Origin of the sequence: Nonomuraea sp. NPDC049709 (assembly GCF_040674815.1) — a bacterium.
GTDB lineage: Bacteria > Actinomycetota > Actinomycetes > Streptosporangiales > Streptosporangiaceae > Nonomuraea.
In genome coordinates this window covers 71,494-88,815 of record NZ_JBFANM010000026.1, presented here as the reverse complement: position 1 = coordinate 88,815, position 17,322 = coordinate 71,494, and the positions used below count along the sequence as shown (strand labels likewise).

Genomic DNA, 17,322 nt, shown 5'->3' with positions numbered 1-17,322 from the left:
CCTGATTTTCCCCTGGCTCCGGATCAGGGACGGGGTCAGGTGAAGTAGCGCAGCCAGACGTACAACCAGGCCAGCACCGTGCTCAGGACGGTGACGACGATGCCGTACCTGGTGAACTGCCAGAAGCTGATCTTGTGTCCGTTGCGCGCGGCGATGCCGATGGCCACCACGTTGGCGCTGGCCGCGACCGCGGTGCCGTTCCCGCCGAAGTCGGCGCCCAGGGCGAAGGCCCACCACAGCGCCTGGCCGGTCTGCGGGTCGGGGGCCGCGGCGACCACGCCCTCGACGATGGGGGCGGTCGTGGCGACGTACGGGATGTTGTCGAAGAACGCGCCCAGCGCGCTGGAGCCGAACAGCAGCGCCGTCGCGGCGACGAAGTAGTCGTCGCCCAGCGTGTCCACCGCCCACGTGCCGATCGCCGCGATCACGCCGGTGTGCACCAGGCCCGCGACCATGACGAACAGCCCCATGAAGAAGACCAGCGTGGGCCACTCGACCTCGCTCAGCACCTCGGAGACGCTCGCGCGGGAGACCAGCAGCATCACCCCGGCGCCCACCAGCGCCACGATCGACGGCTCGACGTGCACCACCGCGTGCAGCCCGAACCCGGCCACGACCGCGCCCAGCACCACCAGGCAGCGAGCCAGCAGGCGCGGGTCGGTGATGGCGCGCCGCTCCTGCAAGGCCATCACCTCGGCGACGTGCTCCGCGTTGTACTGGAAGGAGTCTCGGAACAGCACCCGCGTGAACAGCACGAACACCGCGAAGATGACCACCACGATCGGCGCCATGTGCACCAGGAAGTCGTTGAAGGTCAGCCCGGCGCGGCTGCCGATGATGATGTTCGGCGGGTCCCCGATGAGCGTGGCCGCGCCGCCGATGTTGGAGGCGAGGACCTCCGCGATCAGGTACGGCTGCGCGGCGATCCGCAGCCGGTTGCACACCACGATGGTGACCGGCGCGACCAGCATGATCGTGGTGACGTTGTCGAGGAACGGCGAGGCGACGGCGGTGATCACCATGAGCATGACCATCAGCCGGTACGGGCGGCCCTTCGACCTCTTGGCGGCCCAGATGGCGAGGTAGTCGAAGACGCCCGTCTGCTTGATCACACCGACGATGATCATCATGCCGAGCAGCAGGAAGATGACGTTCCAGTCGATGCCCTCGTGCTCGGAGAAGAACACCTCCGCCCCCGGGATCAGGCCCAGCACGGCCATCAGCCCCGCGGCGACGAGCACCACCTTGACCTTGTCGGCCTTCTCGGTGGCGATGAGGAAGAAGGCCACCAGGAAGATCGCCAGTGCGGCGAGGGCGCTCATCCGTCCTGCCCCGGCGGCCCGGCCTGCCTGCGGCGCTGGTCTGGGCATGACGACATGGCGGGGTGTTCGGGGAACACGGCGATGACCTCCGTACGGTGAGCATGCTGAGGCCGGGCGAGGCCGGTGGCGCGCGCCCGGTCGGGTCGGGGTGTCTCAGTCCTCCGGGCCGGAGAGGGCCAGGCTCGTCAGCAGCCGCTCCAGGGTGATCGCCCCGACGAGGACACCGTCGCGGCCGACGACCGCGACGATGGGGCTGCGCAGCCGGGCCATGAGTGCGGCCACCTCGAGCAGGGTCGCGTCCGGTGGCACGGTCGCCGGCCTGGCCGGCCGGCTCGGCAGGCAGTCGCCCACCGTCAGCTCACCCAGCTCACCCCAGAACAGGTCCGCGTGGGCCTCGTCGATCGCCCGGCAGAGCGCCGGATCCTCCTGGTACGCCCCCGGCACCGCCAGCCGCAGGACCTGCGTCCCCGGCAGCACGCTCGACGGCCGGCCCCGGTCGTCCACCACGATCAGGCCGGGCATCCGGCCCAGCGCCATGATCCGTACGGCCTTGGTGACGGGGTCGTGCACGGTCACGGTCGGCAGGTTCACGGCGATATTGCTGGCATGCATGACATCATCCCGTTCGACGAGGCGTCCGGGCATCCCCGGCGAGGTCATGGCGCCGCTCCGGTGATCTCCGCGGTCGTTCGGGTGACGTCCATGTCGCTGACTCCAATCCGGCTCCGCTCAAGTCTCTGGGCGGGCGCGGTCCGGACACCATCGGGTCCGGCACCCATCTGGGCAGGGATAGAACATGTAGGGACGGAAACCCCAATGGGGGTCAGACCGCATGGACAACGGCACCCGGCGACGAAGAGGCTGATGGGATGAACGACCGCGCGGAGGGAGCGGGGGGCACGCCACGCTCCCCCGCCCAGAGCTCCCCGGCCCCCACGGGCGCGCCGCGCCCTCCCGCGCGGGCGCTGTTCCGGCGGCTGGTGCTGATCAACGGGCTGGTGTTCGCGGCCGGCACGATCGTGCTCGCGCTCTCCCCCGCCACGGTGTCCTCGCCGGTCCTGCTGACCGAGGTGCCGGTGCTGGTGGTGGGCCTGGTGGTGATGCTGGCCGCCAACGCGCTGCTGCTGCGCCGCAGCCTGGCCCCGCTGGACGCGCTGACCACGCTGATGCAGCGGGTGGACCTGCTGCGCACCGGCGACCGGCTGGCCGACAGCGGCAACAGCGACCTCACCCACCTGATCGACACGTTCAACGCGATGCTGGACCGGCTGGAGGCCGAGCGCAGCGCGAGCAGCGCCCACGCGCTGGCCGCGCAGGAGGGCGAGCGCAGCCGCATCGCCCGCGAGCTGCACGACGAGATCGGCCAGAGCCTGACCGTGGTGCTCCTCGGCCTGAAGCGGGTGGTCGACCGCGCCCCCGCCGACCTGCGGGAGGAGCTGCACGGCGTGCAGGAGACCGTACGCGCCAGCCTGGACGAGGTACGCCAGGTCGCCCGCCGTCTGCGTCCCGGCGTGCTGGAGGACCTCGGCCTGCACAGCGCGCTCAGCGCCCTGGCCACCGACGTCTCGCGGATGAGCGGCATCCCGGTGACCCGCGCCGTCGCGCCGGACCTCCCGGAGCTGGGCACCGACGTCGAGCTGGTCCTCTACCGGATCGCGCAGGAGAGCCTGACCAACATCGCCAGACACGCCCGCGCTAAGCGCGCCGAGCTGTCGCTCGCGATCGAGGACGGCCATCTGGTCCTGCGCGTCTCCGACGACGGGCGGGGAGGAGCGATCCAGGACGGCGCCGGGATCCGGGGCATGCGCGAGCGCGCCCTGCTCATCGGCGCCCGCCTGACCGTCGACTCCCCGCCAGGCGCGGGCACCCGCGTCAGCCTGGCCATCCCGGACATCGCGAATGGGAGCACAACGCCGTGAACAAGACCCGGATCCTGCTGGCCGACGACCACGCGCTCGTCCGCAGGGGGCTGCGGCTGATCCTGGACGCCGAGCCCGACCTCGAGGTGGTCGCCGAGGCCGCCGACGGCGCGCAGGCCGTGGCGGCGGCCTCGGAGGACACGGTGGACCTGGCCATCCTCGACATCGCGATGCCGCGCATGACCGGGCTGCAGGCGGCCAGGGAGATCTCCCGCCGGGCGCCCGGCATCCGCATCCTGATCCTGTCGATGTACGACAACGAGCAGTACTTCTTCGAGTCGCTCAAGGTCGGCGCGTCCGGCTACGTGCTCAAGTCGGTCGCCGACCAGGACCTGCTGGAGGCGTGCCGGGCCACGATGCGCGGGGAGCCGTTCCTGTACCCGGGGGCGGTGACCGCGCTCATCCGCGACTACCTGCAGCGGGACCGGGAGGGCGAGCGCATGCCGGAGAGCATCCTGACGCCCCGGGAGGAGGAGATCGTCAAGCTGATCGCGGAGGGCAACTCGGCCAAGGAGATCGCCGAGACGCTGGTCATCAGCGTGAAGACGGTCGATCGGCACCGGGCGAACATCCTGCAGAAGCTCGGCATGCGCGACCGCCTCGAACTCACCCGCTACGCCATCCGCGCCGGCCTCGTCGAACCCTGACCCCCACCTGGCCCGGGGCGGGGTCGGGGTCACACCGGGTCGGGGTCACACCGGGTCGGGGTCACACCGGGTCGGGGGCGTCGAAGTGCACGGACTGGTGCTCCACCAGCATGGCCCGGCCCTTGATCTCTGAGGCCGCCTCGGCTCCGAAGACGCCCTGGCCGGGGAGCTGGCCCGCGCCGCCGTCCGGCCCGAGCGGCACGATGATCATCGCGGGCTGCCGCTCGTACGCGACCGTCTCGCCCTCCCCCGTGATCGCCGCACGAAGGTTCGCCGCCAGCAGCTCCCCCTGCCGGCCCGCGTACGCGGCCATGTTGCGGTCGGCGTCGGTGATGTCGCCGATGGCGTACACCCGCTCCTGCCCCCGGACCCGCAGCTGCTCGTCCACCCGCACGTATCCCCGCTCGTCCCTGGCCTCCGCGAGGGCTCCCCGCAGGTAGTCCGTGCGGGGCACGACGCCGAAGCAGCGGTACCAGACGTCGGCCGTCAGCTTGTCGCCCGCCTCGGTCGCGATCGCGATCGGCGCGGCGCTGGCGGGCGGGGCGCTGGGGAGCTCGCGTAGCGGGCTGCCGAGCTTGAGCTCGACGCCGAGCTCGGCGAGCTGCCGGTGCAGCTCAGCGCGCAACTCCTGGTCGAACGGGCCGGGCAGGATGTCGGGCGCGACGTCGGCGAGGATGACGTGCTTGCCGGGGAACGACGCCTTGATCTCCCCGGCGAGCTCCAGCCCGACCGGGCCGGCGCCGACCAGCAGCACCCGCTCGGCGCCGGCCAGCACCTCGTGCGCGGCCCGCAGCTCGGCCTTGGCCGCCGCCACGTCCGGCTTGCCGGCCTTGGCCGGGAACGGGTACGACGAGCCCGTGGCCAGCACCAGGTAGTCGGGCTCGAGGGTGTCCCCCGAGGCGAGCGTCACGCGGCGGCCGTCCACGGCCACGGCGGCATCCCGGACGAAGCGGCCGTGCACCAGCAGGCGGCGGTACGGCAGGAAGATCTGGTCCAGCCACTCCGGCTCGACCAGCGCCCGCCAGGACGCCACGTTGTGCATGAACGCGTCGGACGGATCGACCAGCGTCACGTCGGCCACGTCGTCGAGCAGCTTGGCGACCTTGTAGCCGCCGTACCCGCCCCCCAGCACCACGACGCTCGGACGCACGTCAGCGTTCTGGCTCATCAGTTCTCCCCTACTAGGTATCGAGATGCGACTAGGCTATGACTACTCGCTTCTAAAATCAAAGCAGCAGTTTTTCTGCTAGTTTGGGGGCATGGCGACGGCACCTACGCGACACGACGTGGAAAGCTGCGAACGCAGCGACGTCGCGCTGACGCGCGCGTTCACGCTCCTCGGCAAGCGCTGGAGCGGCGTGGTGCTCGGCAGCCTCCGGGCGGGGCCGGCCGGCTTCCGCGAGCTGTCACGGGCGATCGACGGGCTCAGCGACTCGGTGCTCTCCGACCGGCTGTCCGAGCTGACCAAGGAGGGCCTGATCGCGCGCACCGTGGACGAGGGCCCGCCCGTGGCGGTCACCTACGAGCTGACCGAGAGCGGCAAGGCCCTCATGCCGGCGCTCCAGCAGATCTCCGCGTGGGCCGAGGAGCACCTCCCGCCGCGCTAGGCCAGGATCAGAGCTGGACGCTGAAGATGATCGCGGCTCGCAGGGCGAGCACCCCGGCCAGCACCAGCAGCGGCAGCACGACCGAATACCGCAGGGCCGCCGCGCCGCCCGCCGACAGGCGCTCGGTGGCCAGCCCGTACAAACCCGGCAGCAGCCCGGCGAGGACCACCACCCACAGCAGCGACCACGGCGGGCCGAAGACGATGTCCTGCGTCCCGGCCGCGATCAGCGTCACCGCGAACGCCGCGATCAGCGCCAGCTCCAGCAACGAGTACAACCGCTCCGAGATCGACAGCATGGGGGCGCTCGGCCGGGCCTCGGGCCGGTAGCGGGCCAGGAGCAGCATCAACGCCGCCGCCCCCGCCAGCCCGGAGGCCAGGAAGAGCCCGCCCAGTGCCCACGTGTCGCTCCACACCGGCTGGTTCGACACCGACAGCAGCACGCCCGTGTACCCCGCGATGAACAGCCCGAACAGGGACCCGACCACGTTGAAGGCCCGGCCGTCCAGCCACGCGACGAGCGGGAGCCGGAGCCTGCCGTCCCGTACGAGCGCCGCCGCGAACGACACCGTGGTGATCGCCCCGAACACGACCAGCGCCCACGACCCGATCGACATCGGCGACCAGTACTTGAAGTTGAGGCCGAAGCCGCCGGGGGTGGTGTTGACCAGCATGTGCCAGAACCGCAGCGGCTGGCCGAGGTCGAGGGCGAGCAGCACCGGCGCGATGAGCATCGGCGGGAACGCGATGTAGTAGCCGATCCTGGCCATCGGCTCGTCGCCGGGGGCGTTGCGCAGCCTGAGCAGGGTGGCCAGCACGTACGAGCCGCCGGAGAGCCCGGCGAGGAAGAAGTAGAACAGGATGTACCACAGCCAGTCCGGCGGGCCGGCGAAGTGCTGGACGTCATCCATCGGTGGCTTCCTCCGCCTTCTCCACCTTCTCCTTGCGGTGGCGCAGCGCGATCAGGCCGCCGAGCACGCCCAGCACGGCCGTGACGGCGGCGGTCAGGTAGCCGCCCACGTTGTTGCGGCTGGGCAGGACGGCGTTGCGCTCGTCCGGCAGGCCGTACTTCCGGGGCTCGTCCATGAGCAGGAAGAACGCGTTCAGACCGCCGTACACCTTCTCGTCGTGCCCGTAGAGCCGGGCCTCGGTGACGCCCTGCCCGCGCAGGATCTCCAGCCGCTTGGCCGCCGTCCGGCGCAGCTCGGAGACCGGGCCGAACTTGATCGACTCGGTGGGGCAGGCCTTGGCGCAGGCCGGGGTCATGTCGTTCTGCAGGCGGTCGTAGCACAGCGTGCACTTCTGCGCGATGCCGGTCGTCTCGCTGGCGCCGATCACGTCGTACGGGCAGGCCGCGATGCAGTTGCGGCAGCCGTTGCAGACGTCGGGCTGGATGAAGACGGAGTCGAACTCGGTGCGGATGATCGCGTTGGTCGGGCAGACCTCCATGCAGCTGGCCTCTTTGCAGTGCTTGCAGACGTCCGACATCATCAGCCAGGCCTTGCCGTTGCCCGGCGTGACGCCCTCGTCGGGCACGTTGTCGTGGAACTGGACGTGCCGCCAGGTCTCGGCGTCCAGCCTGCCGGTGTTGTCGAAGCCGTCCAGGAATGTCGGGGCGTTGCCCTCCAGCTGGTTCCACTGCTTGCAGGCCACCTCGCAGGCCTTGCAGCCGATGCACACGCTGGTGTCGGTGAAGAACCCGTACGCCTGTCCCGGTGTGATGTGCGGCATGTCAGAACCCCATGAGGTTGGGCGTGATCTTGGTGTAGCCCAGGCCGGCGAGGTGCAGGTCGATGGGCACCGCGGCCAGCTCGTCCACCCGCGGCACCGCCCGGGCGTCGCGGCCCAGGTCGACGTCGATCAGGTAGCTTCGGCAGGTCTGGCAGGACTCGGCCCGCAGGTGCGGGAAGACCGACCGGTCGTCGGGGGCGGCGCGGCCCACGTGCGGCGCTTCCGTGGCCGCGTGGGCCTCGGCGTGGACGGTGCGCTTGCCGGTCTCGCCGCAGTTCGGGCAGGTGGTGGCGGAGAAGTTCCACTCGTGCGGGCACTTGGCGCAGGCGAGCATGCGACGGCCGCTGACCAGCGGGTCCTCGCTCGCCACCCGGTAGCTGAGCTGCGCCGCCCCGCCGCACGCGGCGCACCGCCCGCCCGAGCCGGGGCCGGGCCGGTCCGCGCGGGCCGATCCGGGGCCGGGCCCGTCGTCGCGAGCCGGACCGGGGGCTTTCCGGCGGGCGGTCCAGGCCTTGGGCGGGACGACGTGCATGGTGGCGCGGGCCAGGTAGCGCTCGACCGGGGTGAGGTCCTCGTCCGCGGCCCAGGCGTCGAGGAGCCCGGTGCCGGTCGCCGCCGCCCCGGCCGCGGTGATCGCGTCGGCCAGCGGGCGGGGGCCGGCGGCGGTCGCCGCCAGGACGCGCGGCAGCACGTTCGCCTCGGCCCACTCCAGCGCCCCGTCGGCCGGAACGTCGTCGCCGACCGACTCCCACACCTCCACCAGCGCCAGGTAGAGCCCCAGCACCTCGGCCGCGTGCGGGTACCGGTCGCGCAGCTCCCCGGCCCGTACGCGCTCCCTCCCGTACATCAGAGCTTCTCGATGTCGACCAGGAACGCCTTGTACTCCGGCGTCCGCGCGCTGGCGTCACCCACGAACGGGGTCAGGGCGTTGGCCAGCCAGTGCTGCCCGGTGTTGATCCCGACGAACCCCCAGTGGATCGGGATGCCGATCTGGTACACCTGCCTGCCGTCGATCTCCAGCGGGCCGAGCCGCTTGGTCACCACGGCCCGTACCTCGAGCTTGCCGCGCCTGGACGACACGCGCACCCGGTCGCCCGTCTCGATGCCCTTCTCCCTGGCCAGCCCGGCGGGCACCTCGACGAACGCCTCCGGCTGCAGCTGGACGAGGTGCTCGACGTTCTGGGTGACGTAGTGCTCGTGCTCGGTGAGCCGGTAGGAGGTGGCGACGTACGGGTAGTCGGCGACGGTGCCGAAGCGGTTCGGGCGGCCGGCGCGCTCGTCGTACCGGTAGGCCACCGGGGTCGCCGACACCTGCGGGTGCAGCGGGTTCTGGATCGGCGACTCGATGGGCTCGTAGTGCTCGGGGAACGGCCCGTCGGCCACCGCGTTGCTGAACAGGCGGCCCACGCCCTCACCCGTCATGATGAACGGCAGCGGCGCGTCCGGTCCCGGGCCGGTCGTCGGCGGGTAGTCGGGCACGTCGCCCTCCCACTTGCCGTTGACCCAGGCGATGCCGGGGCGTTCGGGGTCCCAGGGGCGGCCGTTCTCGTCGGCGGAGGCGCGGTTGTAGAGGATGCGGCGGTTGGCGGGCCAGCTCCACGCCCAGCTCGGGTAGAGGCCCATGCCGCTGGGGTCGTTCCTGCCGGGGTCCTGGACGCCGTCGCGCCGCTTGGCCAGGTTGCCCTCCTCCGGGTAGTGGCCGGTGTAGATCCAGTCCCCGGCGCTGGTGGTGCCGTCGTCCTTGAGGTCGACGAAGGTCATCAGCCGGCGGCCGTTCTTCAGGTCCCGGCCGTTGATCTCCTGCGCGATCTCGTCCAGCTCGGGCTTCCTCGGGTTCAGGTACGGCAGCGTCATCCTCAGCACCGGGTCGGGGAACTTGCCGCCCTGGGACTGGTAGAGGTCGCGTACCCGCTGGAAGAGCTCGGCGAGGATCCAGTGGTCGTGCCGGGCCTCGCCCTCCGGCGGCAGCACCTGCTCCTTCCACTGCACCCAGCGGCCGCTGTTGGTGAACGAGCCGTCCTTCTCGATCCAGTGGGTGGCGGGCAGCATGAACACCTCGGTCTGGATCTTCGAGGGATCCATGCCGGGCGCCTGCCAGAACTCCGAGCTGGTGGTCGCGAAGGGGTCCATGACGCACAGCCACTTGAGGTTCGACAGCGCCTGGAGCACCTGGTTGGAGTCGGGACCGATGCTGGTCGCGGTCATCCCGGACAGCATCACCCCCTGCATCTTGCCCCTCAGCGCCTGGTCGAAGATCGAGATCCAGGAGGCGTTGGCGGCCGGTTTGGGCAGGTAGTCGAAGGCGAACTCGTTGTCCTTCGTGGCGGCGTCGCCGTACCAGGCCTTGAGCAGGCTGACCAGGTAGCGGCGGTAGTTCTCGCCGAAGAAGTTCACCGCTCTGGGGTGGTGCTTGATGCTGGCGCTCTCGTCCAGGTACGCCTTGATGTCCTTCTGGCCCGGGGCGGGGATGCGCAGGTAACCGGGCAGGATGTCCCACGAGATGGCGTGGTCGGTGTTGCCCTGGATGTTGGCGTGGCCGCGTTCGGCGTTCATGCCGCCGCCGGGGCGGCCCATGTTGCCGAGCAGCAGTTGCAGGATGGCGCCCGAGCGGATGAGCTGCACGCCGGTGGTGTGGTGGGTGAGGCCGACGGCGTACACGATGGTCATGACCTTGTCCGGCCGTCCCATCTCGCCGACCAGCCTGGCCACCTGGAGGAACTGCTCGCGCGGGATGCCGGTGATGCGGGCCACCGTGTCGGGGTCGTAGCGCTGGTAGTGGGCGCGGAGCAGGTTGAGGACCGAGCGCGGGTGGTCGAGGTCGATCTTGGCGTGGCCGTTCCCGTCGGTCTCGTACGCCCAGAGCTTGGTGTTGTAGACGCCCTGCTCCTGGTCGTAGCCGTTGAACATGCCGTCCTTGAAGGCGTAGCCTTCCTTGACCACGAAGCCGGCGTTGGTGGCCCACCGTACGTATTCGTCGTGGTGGAGGCGATTGGCCAGGACGTAGTTGATGAGGCCGCCGAAGTAGGCGACGTCCGTGCCCGTACGGATCCTGATGTACGTGTCCGCCACCGCCGAGGTCCGCGTGAACCGCGGATCCGCGTGGATGATCTTCGCGCCCCGGTCGAGCTTGGCGCGCATGAGCCATCTGAAGCCCACCGGATGGGCCTCCGCCGGGTTGGCCCCGTTGACCAGGATGAGATCGGCATGCCTGATGTCACGCCAATGGTTGGTCATGGCCCCTCGGCCGAACGTGGCGGCCAAACTGACCACCGTGGGACCGTGTCAAACACGGGCCTGTTGTTCGAGGTGAACCAGGCCCAACCCCCTCATCAGCTTCGTGGCGAGATATCCCTCTTCCGAGCTGAACGCCGCCCCTCCCGCGAATGCGATGCCCTCGCAGCGGTTGACGACGTTGCCGTCGGCGTCCTGGGTGACGAACGTGGCGTCGCGCGACGCCTTGATGTTCCTGGCCAGGCGGTCGAGCGCGAACTCCCAGGAGACCTGCTTCCACTCGGCCGCTCCTGGGGCGCGGTAGAGCGGGTGCGGCACCCGCCTGCGCGATACGGCCAGTTGCAGCGACGTCGCACCCTTGGGGCACAGCGTGCCCTCGTTGACCGGGCTGTCCGGATCGCCCTCGATCTGCAGCAGCTCGGTTCTGCCGTTCGCGGCCTTCTTGGTGTAGGCGACGAGCGAGCATCCGACCGCGCAGTACGGGCACAACGAGTGGGACAGCGTGGCGCCTTCGATGCGCAGGCGCTGCTGGACCCGGATCGACTCGGTCAGGTCGAACCCCAGGGCCGAGCCACCGAGCACGCCCACCGGGCCGATGCTCAGGAACCGCCGCCGGCTGACCTCCATACCGGCCTCCATACCGGACTCCCCTCAGCTGCAGCCGTGGGTACCGTTATTTCACCGTATGGTCCGTCGTTGTGCGCGTCTAGCCCCGATGGTGCCGATAGTCGAGATCATCCCTGGGCAAGCTGGAGATCATGCCGCCCACCTGGGTCCTCGGGATTCCGTAACAGGTCCAGCAACCTGGGGTCGGCGGGCACGAGCACACCGCGATCGCCCCGCTCGGCCGCCTCCCGCAACACCTCCCGCCACGCACCCCGCCCGCCCGGCACCCCCACAGCCGCCCACCGCCCGCCGGTGCCGCCTTCCCGATACCCCCCGTCCGCCAGCCGCACAACCGTCCGCACCGATCCCACGCGCCCCGCCCTCGTCTCCTCCCCGGCCGCATCACCGGCGTCGGGGTCGCCGGTGCGCTCTTCCGAGTCGCCGATGCGCTCTTCCGAGTCGCCGATCAGCATGAGCCGCCCCCGGCTCAGCCGCTCCACGGTGGCCAGCGCGTGGGACCGGGCCCCGCCGGACTCCTCCCCCGCCTCCCCTGGCCCCGGCACCACGGCCACGACCAGCAGCGATCGGTACGTGACCGCGGCCAGCGCGGCCGTCAGCGTGAGCGGGTCGAGCGCGGGCGCCGAGCCATGCTCCACCCACAGGGCATCGGCCCCGGCGGCCTCGAACGCCACGGCGTCGGTGAGCCACTCCCCCGGATCCCCCTGCGGCCTGGGCAGGACGATCCCCACCCCGACACCATCGCCGGACCGTCCCGGCTCGCCCGTCATACCGCTCGCCTCCCGCACCTCGCTGCCCGATGACGCCGATCCCGCCGCTGACGTGCCGCCCCTCCGTCATGACGCCGCTCCGTCATAACGTCTGTCATGACGCCCCCTCCCCTGGCCCCGAACGCAAGCCCTCCTCCCCCTGTCCGGATCCGGTGACGACGCGGTGGCGGTCGTCGAGGCGGCGGGTGAGGCGGAGCCGGTCCAGGTGCTCCAGCAGCGGGATCACGACGCGCCGGTTGGTGCCGAGCGCCGCCCGCGCGTCCCCGGCCGTGAACGGCTGCGGCAGTCCCGCCAGGATCCGTACCGCCGCCCTGTCCGCCCCGGGCAGCAGCACGACCCCGTCGGCGAGCCGCAGCACCAGCCCGGCCCGTGCGGCCAGCGCCACCACCTGCCGGCTGAGCCCGAGCTCGGGCAGCCGCGCCGCCTCCGGCGCCAGGTACGGCGCTCCGGCCAGCTCGGCACGCAACCGCTCGACCGCGCCGGCGACCTCCTCCGGCACCCCGCGGCCGTCGATCCGCCCATCGGCCACCCGCAACGGCGGACATGCCCTGACCAGCGCCTCGACCAGCTCCCGCACCGGCAACCCGAGTGCGGTACGCGCCGCGTCCACCGGAATGCCCGGCTGCTCGGCCACCATCGCGCCGAGCCGCTCGCCCAGCTCCTTCCACCGCCCACCGTCGACCATCCAGTCCCCGGCACCAGGCACATCGAGCGGGCGAGGGTCGAGGCCCATGGCGACCAGCTCCGACCGCCGTACCATCCCCCGCCACCCCAGCACCGTCTCCGCAACAGGCACCCGGCCCGCCACCCCGCCGCCCACGGCCCGCCCTTCCGACCGGCTGCCGGAGACCTCACCCGCCGGCCCGCCACCGGCCATGCGGTTCGCCGGCCCTGCCATGGCCCCGGCCGGTCCGGCGAACGGTGCCAGCTGCACCGCCCGCCTCGCGGCCGCGCCCCGGCGACGGAGCACCGGTGGCCGTACGTCCAGCACCAGCACGCCGGCGATCGGCCGCCCGGAGCAGCGCAGCAGCGCGCGGTCACCGACGCGCAGCGGAAGCGCCCGGGCCAACCCGAGCCTGGCCACCCCCGCAACCGGATCGGCCCCGCCCGGGCCGGAGGCGAAGGGGCGTATTCGGGCCGGGACCGAGGCCGACCCGATGTGGAGAACGGCCTCCCGCGGCAGATCGGCGTCCACCCCATCCAGCCGTACGTCCACCACACCCGTCTCCACCCAAGCCCCAGGCGTGAGCAACGTCTTCCCCCGGGCCACCCGCTCCAGCTCGACCCCCCGCAAGTTGACCGCCACCCGAGCCGTGGCCGTGACCTCCTCCACCGGCTCCCCCGCGACCTGCAACGCCTTCACCCGAACCCGCTCCCCGTCCAGGACGAGTGCATCCCCGGCACGCAGGGTCCCGGCGGCGAGCGTGCCGGTGACCACGGTCCCCGCGCCCCTGATGGTGAAGGCCCGGTCGATCCACAATCTCACCGGGGCGCGCGGGTCGGGCGATGGCAGCGAGGACACCAGCCGGTCCAGCCCGCGCCGGAGCTCGTCGAGGCCCTCGCCCGTCCTGCCGCTCACCGTGACCGCCGGCCAGGAGACCCGCTCCCTCGCCTCCTCCAGCGCCAGTGCCGGCTCCATCAGGTCGCACCGGGTCACCACCAGCAGCCCCCGCTCCACCCCGAGCGCCTCGATCGCGTCCCAGTGTTCCTGCGACTGCGCCTGCCACCCCTGGTCCGCCGCCAGCACGAACATCACCGCCGGCACCGGCCCGAGCCCCGCCAGCATGTTGGTGACGAACCGCTCGTGCCCGGGCACGTCCACGAAGGCGAGCCTGTGGCCGGAGGGCAGCGTGGTCCAGGCGAAGCCGAGGTCGATGGTCATGCCGCGGCGGCGTTCCTCGGCCCACCGGTCGGGCTCGATGCCCGTCAGCGCGCGGACCAGCGTGGACTTCCCGTGGTCGACGTGCCCGGCCGTGGCGATCACGTACATGCCAGCACCGCCCGCGCCAGCTCCTCGTCCAGGTGGGGCGGCACGGACCGCAGGTCGAGCAGCAGCCGCCCACCCACGACCCGCCCGACCACCGCCGGATCGCCCAGCCGGAGCGGAAGGGCAAGCCGCTCGGGCAACGCCAGCGCCACGCTGGGCAGCTCGCAACCCGGCGCACCGCCCCCACCCACCACGCACACACTGCTCACCACCTCGACCTCCAGCCCCCCACCGTCCGAAGTGCGAGAGGACCGCGCGGGCGGGGCGTCGTCGGAGGGCGAGGCACCGTCGGCGAGCCCGGCACCCTCGGCAGGCCCCACACCGTCGGCGAGCCCGGCACCACCGCTGAGGGGGGCACCGTCGGCGGACCCGGCGCCGTCGGCGGGCCGGGCGCCCCCGGCAGGCGCGGCGCCCTCGGCGGGACGAGTGGGCGGGGAGGAGTCGGCGTGCCCAACGGAGTCCGCGGGTTCGACGGAGTCGGTGGGGTCGATGGGTGGGGCGTCGTTCGGGAGATCGGCAGGGGAGGCGCAGTGGGTGGGGCGAGTGGGGGTGAGGCGGGTGAGGAGGGCTTGGGCGCGGTGCTGGAGGTCGGCGGGGGCGGTGTGGAGGGCGAGGCGTATCGGCGGGTCGGTGCGGAGGGTGGCCTCCAGGGCGGCCAGGGTCAGCTTGTCGACGCGCAGCGCGCGAGCCAGCGGATGCCGGCGCAGCCGCCGTACCAGGTCGGCTCGGCCCAGGATGAGGCCAGCCTGCGGCCCCCCGAGCAGCTTGTCGCCGCTCGCGGTCACCAGGGCCGCGCCGTCGCGCAGCGCCGTACGGGCGTCGGGTTCCTCGGGGAGCAGCGGCTCGGGTTCGAGGAGGCCGGAGCCGATGTCCACCACGACGGGCACCGGCAGCGCGCTCAGGTCGGCGATCGAGGCGGAGGCGGTGAAGCCCTCGACGCGGAAGTTGGACGGATGGACCTTCAGCACGAACCCGGTCGCGTCCCCGACGGCGTCGGCGTAGTCGCGGGCGGTGGTGCGGTTCGTGGTGCCGACCTCGCGCAGCCGCGCCCCGGTGGACTCCAGCAGCTCCGGGAGCCGGAAGCCGGCACCGATCTCCACCATCTCGCCGCGGCTGATGACGATCTCGCGCCCGGCCGCCAGCGCGGTCGCCGCCAGCACCAGCGCGGCGGCGTTGTTGTTGACGACGTGTACGTCCTCCGCGTCCGGCACGGCCGCCCCCAGCGCCGCCATCGCGGTCCGCCCGCGCCCGGCCCGCCCGCCCGTCACCAGGTCGAACTCCACGTCCGTGCTCCCCGCGGCCGCCTCCACCGCCGCCACCGCGGCGGGTGAGAGCGGGGCGCGCCCCAGGTTGGTGTGCACCAGGACGCCGGTCGCGTTGATCACCCGCCGGGGTCCCGCCGCGAGGGCGGACACGGTGGCCGTCACGACGTCCTCCGGCGCGATCCGCCCCTCCCTGGCCTGCTGCTGCGCCGAGAGGACCGCGGCCTTCACGACGGTACGGCCCGCGCCCCCGGCCGCCCGCACCACCCGGGGATCCGCCAGAACGGTGTCGGTGCGGGGGATGTGGCGGCGCGGGTCACCGGCCCGGCCGGTCCGGCCCGGCTGCGGGGTCATGGCGAGCCTCGGGGCGCGGAGGCGCACGGGGATCGAACCCGCCGGCGACGCCGCGCGCCGCCCACCGGTTTTGAAGACCGGGGTGCCCACCAGAACACACGCGCCTCCAAAGGAAGACGATACTCACGATATGACGGATCTCAGGCTCACGCAGTACGCCCGTGGTGGCGGTTGCAGCTGCAAGATCCCGCCCGGGGAGTTGGAGGCGGTGCTGGCCGGGTTCCCCGCGCCGGGCGGCGCCGGGTTCACCAACGCGGGCGTGGCCGGGTTCACCAACGCGGGCGTGGCCGGGTTCACCAACGCGGGCGTGGCCGGGTTCTCCGACGCGGGCGTGGCCGGGTTCCCCGGCCCGACCGGGGCCGGGGAGATGCTGATCGGGCTCGAGCACGGTGACGACGCGGCCGTCGTCCGGATCGACGGCGACCGCGCGCTCGTCTCGACGGTCGACTTCTTCGCCCCGGTCGTCGACGACCCGTACGACTTCGGGCGGATCGCCGCCGCCAACGCGCTCTCCGACGTCTACGCCGTCGGCGGCGAGCCCCTGGTGGCCCTGAACCTGCTCGGCTGGCCCCGCGACCTGCTCCCCATGGAGGCGGCCCGCGAGGTGCTGCGCGGCGGGGTGGACGTGGCCGGGCAGGCGGGGTGCGCCGTCGCCGGCGGTCACAGCATCGACGACGCCGAGCCCAAGTACGGCCTGGCCGTCACGGGCCTGGCCGACCCGGCGAGCCTGCTGCGTCTCGACGCCGGCCGTCCCGGGCTGCCGCTGTGCCTGAGCAAGCCGCTGGGCGTCGGCGTGCTGAACTCCCGGCACAAGGCCACCGGCGAGGTCTTCCCCGAGGCGGTCGCGTCCATGACGGCGCTCAACCGCGACGCCTCCCGCCACGCCCGCGCGGCGGGGGCTCGCTGCGCCACCGACGTGACCGGGTTCGGGCTGCTGGGGCACCTGTTCAAGCTGGCCAGGGCGAGCGGGGTCACGGCCGTCGTGGCGGCGGGCGCGGTGCCGTACCTGGAGGGGGCCCGGCAGGCCGTGCGGGACGGGTATGTGAGCGGCGGCACCCGGCGCAACCTGGCCTGGGTGGCGCCGCACCTTTCCGCCGGCGGGATGCCGGAGGAGGAGCTGCTGCTGCTGGCGGACGCGCAGACCTCGGGCGGGCTGCTGGTGGCGGGGGAGATTCCCGGGGCGGTGGTGATCGGTGAGCTGGTGGCCCGTGGCGAGCAGGCCCTGATCGTGCGGTGAGGGCGGCGTCACGTGTTGATCGTCCCGTGGCGCGCGGTGTTACGTTGGGTGAGGCGTGCCCGACACCTGCGAAGGACGTGGTTTCCCGTGCTCTACCTCTTCGGATTCGAGCGGATCGGCGTCGCCGTGAGCGACATCTACTTCGTCGACCCCAACCCCACCCCGGGCCAGGAGGGGGCGGAGCGCGGGGTGCGGCTGGAGCTGCGCCGGCTGGAGCCGGGCGAGCTCAAGGGCTCGATCTACTCGGCCCGCCCCATCACCGTCGACCGGCCGATCTGGCGGGTGGACCTGCTGGAGTCGGTCTCGGGGACACCCGGGAGCTTCGACCGGACCCATCACCACCCCGGAGTGAAGGGGTGGGAGCCGGGGCGGCGGGTGTTCGACTCGCGGTTGTCGGAGGAGCCGCTGAAGTGGCTGGCGGAGCGGCTGGGCGATCTCGAAGGGGTGCTCGACCAGGCCGGGGTGGGACGTGACGAGGTGAGCCCGGCTGATGTGAGCGGTCTGCGGGAGCGGGCGCCGGAGATCGTGGAGGCCGTCGGCCGCCTGCTCGACACCGTACGCACCGCCGCCCCGGAGACCCCGGCCGGCGCGGAGTCCGCCACGAGCGTCCGGGCCAGCTGGTTGTAACCGGC

16 protein-coding genes and 1 tRNA gene are annotated in these 17,322 nt (G+C 72.4%); 5 read left to right on the top strand and 12 right to left on the bottom strand.

The window, feature by feature from the left end:
• Positions 1 to 35 precede the first annotated feature (35 nt).
• On the bottom strand, positions 36 to 1,322 hold the full coding sequence (locus AB0J69_RS26305) for an ArsB/NhaD family transporter (protein WP_364122387.1): 1,287 nt from the start codon (positions 1,320 to 1,322) through the stop codon (positions 36 to 38).
• A 153-nt stretch (positions 1,323 to 1,475) separates the two neighbouring features.
• Positions 1,476 to 1,934 carry a CBS domain-containing protein gene (locus AB0J69_RS26300; RefSeq protein ID WP_364122301.1) on the bottom strand — a complete coding sequence of 153 codons (459 nt, stop codon included), beginning with the start codon at positions 1,932 to 1,934 and terminating at the stop codon, positions 1,476 to 1,478.
• Positions 1,935 to 2,191: 257 nt separating this feature from the next.
• Between AB0J69_RS26300 and AB0J69_RS26295 the strand changes: the two genes are divergently transcribed.
• Entirely contained in the window at positions 2,192 to 3,241 is a 1,050-nt protein-coding gene (locus AB0J69_RS26295) for a histidine kinase (protein ID WP_364122299.1), read from the top strand.
• On the top strand, positions 3,238 to 3,888 hold the full coding sequence (locus tag AB0J69_RS26290; protein WP_364122297.1) for a response regulator transcription factor: 651 nt from the start codon (positions 3,238 to 3,240) through the stop codon (positions 3,886 to 3,888). Before AB0J69_RS26295 ends, AB0J69_RS26290 begins: the two co-directional genes overlap by 4 nt.
• 61 nt (positions 3,889 to 3,949) lie before the next feature.
• On the opposite strand, the gene AB0J69_RS26285 is transcribed toward AB0J69_RS26290, so the two are convergent.
• Positions 3,950 to 5,056, bottom strand: a complete 1,107-nt coding sequence (locus AB0J69_RS26285; RefSeq protein ID WP_364122295.1) for an FAD-dependent oxidoreductase — start codon at positions 5,054 to 5,056, stop codon at positions 3,950 to 3,952.
• 91 nt (positions 5,057 to 5,147) lie between these two features.
• Between AB0J69_RS26285 and AB0J69_RS26280 the strand changes: the two genes are divergently transcribed.
• Complete coding sequence (locus tag AB0J69_RS26280) at positions 5,148 to 5,495, top strand: helix-turn-helix domain-containing protein (RefSeq protein ID WP_364122293.1); 348 nt, start codon at positions 5,148 to 5,150, stop codon at positions 5,493 to 5,495.
• A gap of 7 nt (positions 5,496 to 5,502) precedes the next feature.
• Here the strand turns inward: AB0J69_RS26280 and nrfD are convergent, their stop codons facing one another.
• The 9 genes from nrfD to AB0J69_RS26235 form a co-directional block, all read right to left on the bottom strand.
• The gene (nrfD, locus tag AB0J69_RS26275) at positions 5,503 to 6,405 is read right to left on the bottom strand and encodes an NrfD/PsrC family molybdoenzyme membrane anchor subunit (protein ID WP_364122291.1); all 903 of its coding nucleotides are present in this window, start codon (positions 6,403 to 6,405) and stop codon (positions 5,503 to 5,505) included.
• Positions 6,398 to 7,225, bottom strand: a complete 828-nt coding sequence (locus tag AB0J69_RS26270) for a 4Fe-4S dicluster domain-containing protein (protein ID WP_364122289.1) — start codon at positions 7,223 to 7,225, stop codon at positions 6,398 to 6,400. Before AB0J69_RS26270 ends, nrfD begins: the two co-directional genes overlap by 8 nt.
• Before the next feature lies 1 nt (position 7,226).
• Positions 7,227 to 8,072 (bottom strand): formate dehydrogenase accessory protein FdhE, encoded by an 846-nt coding sequence (fdhE, locus tag AB0J69_RS26265; protein ID WP_364122287.1) that lies wholly within the window; start codon positions 8,070 to 8,072, stop codon positions 7,227 to 7,229.
• On the bottom strand, positions 8,072 to 10,495 hold the full coding sequence (gene fdnG / locus AB0J69_RS26260; protein WP_364122285.1) for a formate dehydrogenase-N subunit alpha: 2,424 nt from the start codon (positions 10,493 to 10,495) through the stop codon (positions 8,072 to 8,074). The genes fdhE and fdnG overlap by 1 nt, the downstream gene beginning before the upstream one ends.
• 12 nt (positions 10,496 to 10,507) lie before the next feature.
• Positions 10,508 to 11,095: a hypothetical protein gene (locus tag AB0J69_RS26255; protein WP_364122283.1), complete on the bottom strand. Its 588-nt coding sequence runs from the start codon at positions 11,093 to 11,095 to the stop codon at positions 10,508 to 10,510.
• Positions 11,096 to 11,190: 95 nt separating this feature from the next.
• A complete protein-coding gene (locus AB0J69_RS26250; RefSeq protein ID WP_364122281.1) occupies positions 11,191 to 11,850 on the bottom strand; it encodes a hypothetical protein in 660 nt (219 codons plus the stop codon).
• Between the two features lie 94 nt (positions 11,851 to 11,944).
• The gene (selB, locus tag AB0J69_RS26245) at positions 11,945 to 13,840 is read right to left on the bottom strand and encodes a selenocysteine-specific translation elongation factor (protein ID WP_364122279.1); all 1,896 of its coding nucleotides are present in this window, start codon (positions 13,838 to 13,840) and stop codon (positions 11,945 to 11,947) included.
• On the bottom strand, positions 13,831 to 15,453 hold the full coding sequence (gene selA / locus AB0J69_RS26240) for an L-seryl-tRNA(Sec) selenium transferase (RefSeq protein WP_364122277.1): 1,623 nt from the start codon (positions 15,451 to 15,453) through the stop codon (positions 13,831 to 13,833). The genes selB and selA overlap by 10 nt, the downstream gene beginning before the upstream one ends.
• A 15-nt stretch (positions 15,454 to 15,468) precedes the next feature.
• Positions 15,469 to 15,561 (bottom strand) — tRNA-Sec (locus tag AB0J69_RS26235).
• 22 nt (positions 15,562 to 15,583) lie between these two features.
• Between AB0J69_RS26235 and selD the strand changes: the two genes are divergently transcribed.
• Both selD and AB0J69_RS26225 read left to right on the top strand, forming a co-directional pair.
• Positions 15,584 to 16,690: a selenide, water dikinase SelD gene (gene selD / locus AB0J69_RS26230; protein ID WP_364122275.1), complete on the top strand. Its 1,107-nt coding sequence runs from the start codon at positions 15,584 to 15,586 to the stop codon at positions 16,688 to 16,690.
• Between the two features lie 87 nt (positions 16,691 to 16,777).
• A complete protein-coding gene (locus AB0J69_RS26225) occupies positions 16,778 to 17,317 on the top strand; it encodes a hypothetical protein (protein ID WP_364122273.1) in 540 nt (179 codons plus the stop codon).
• Positions 17,318 to 17,322: the final 5 nt, after the last annotated feature.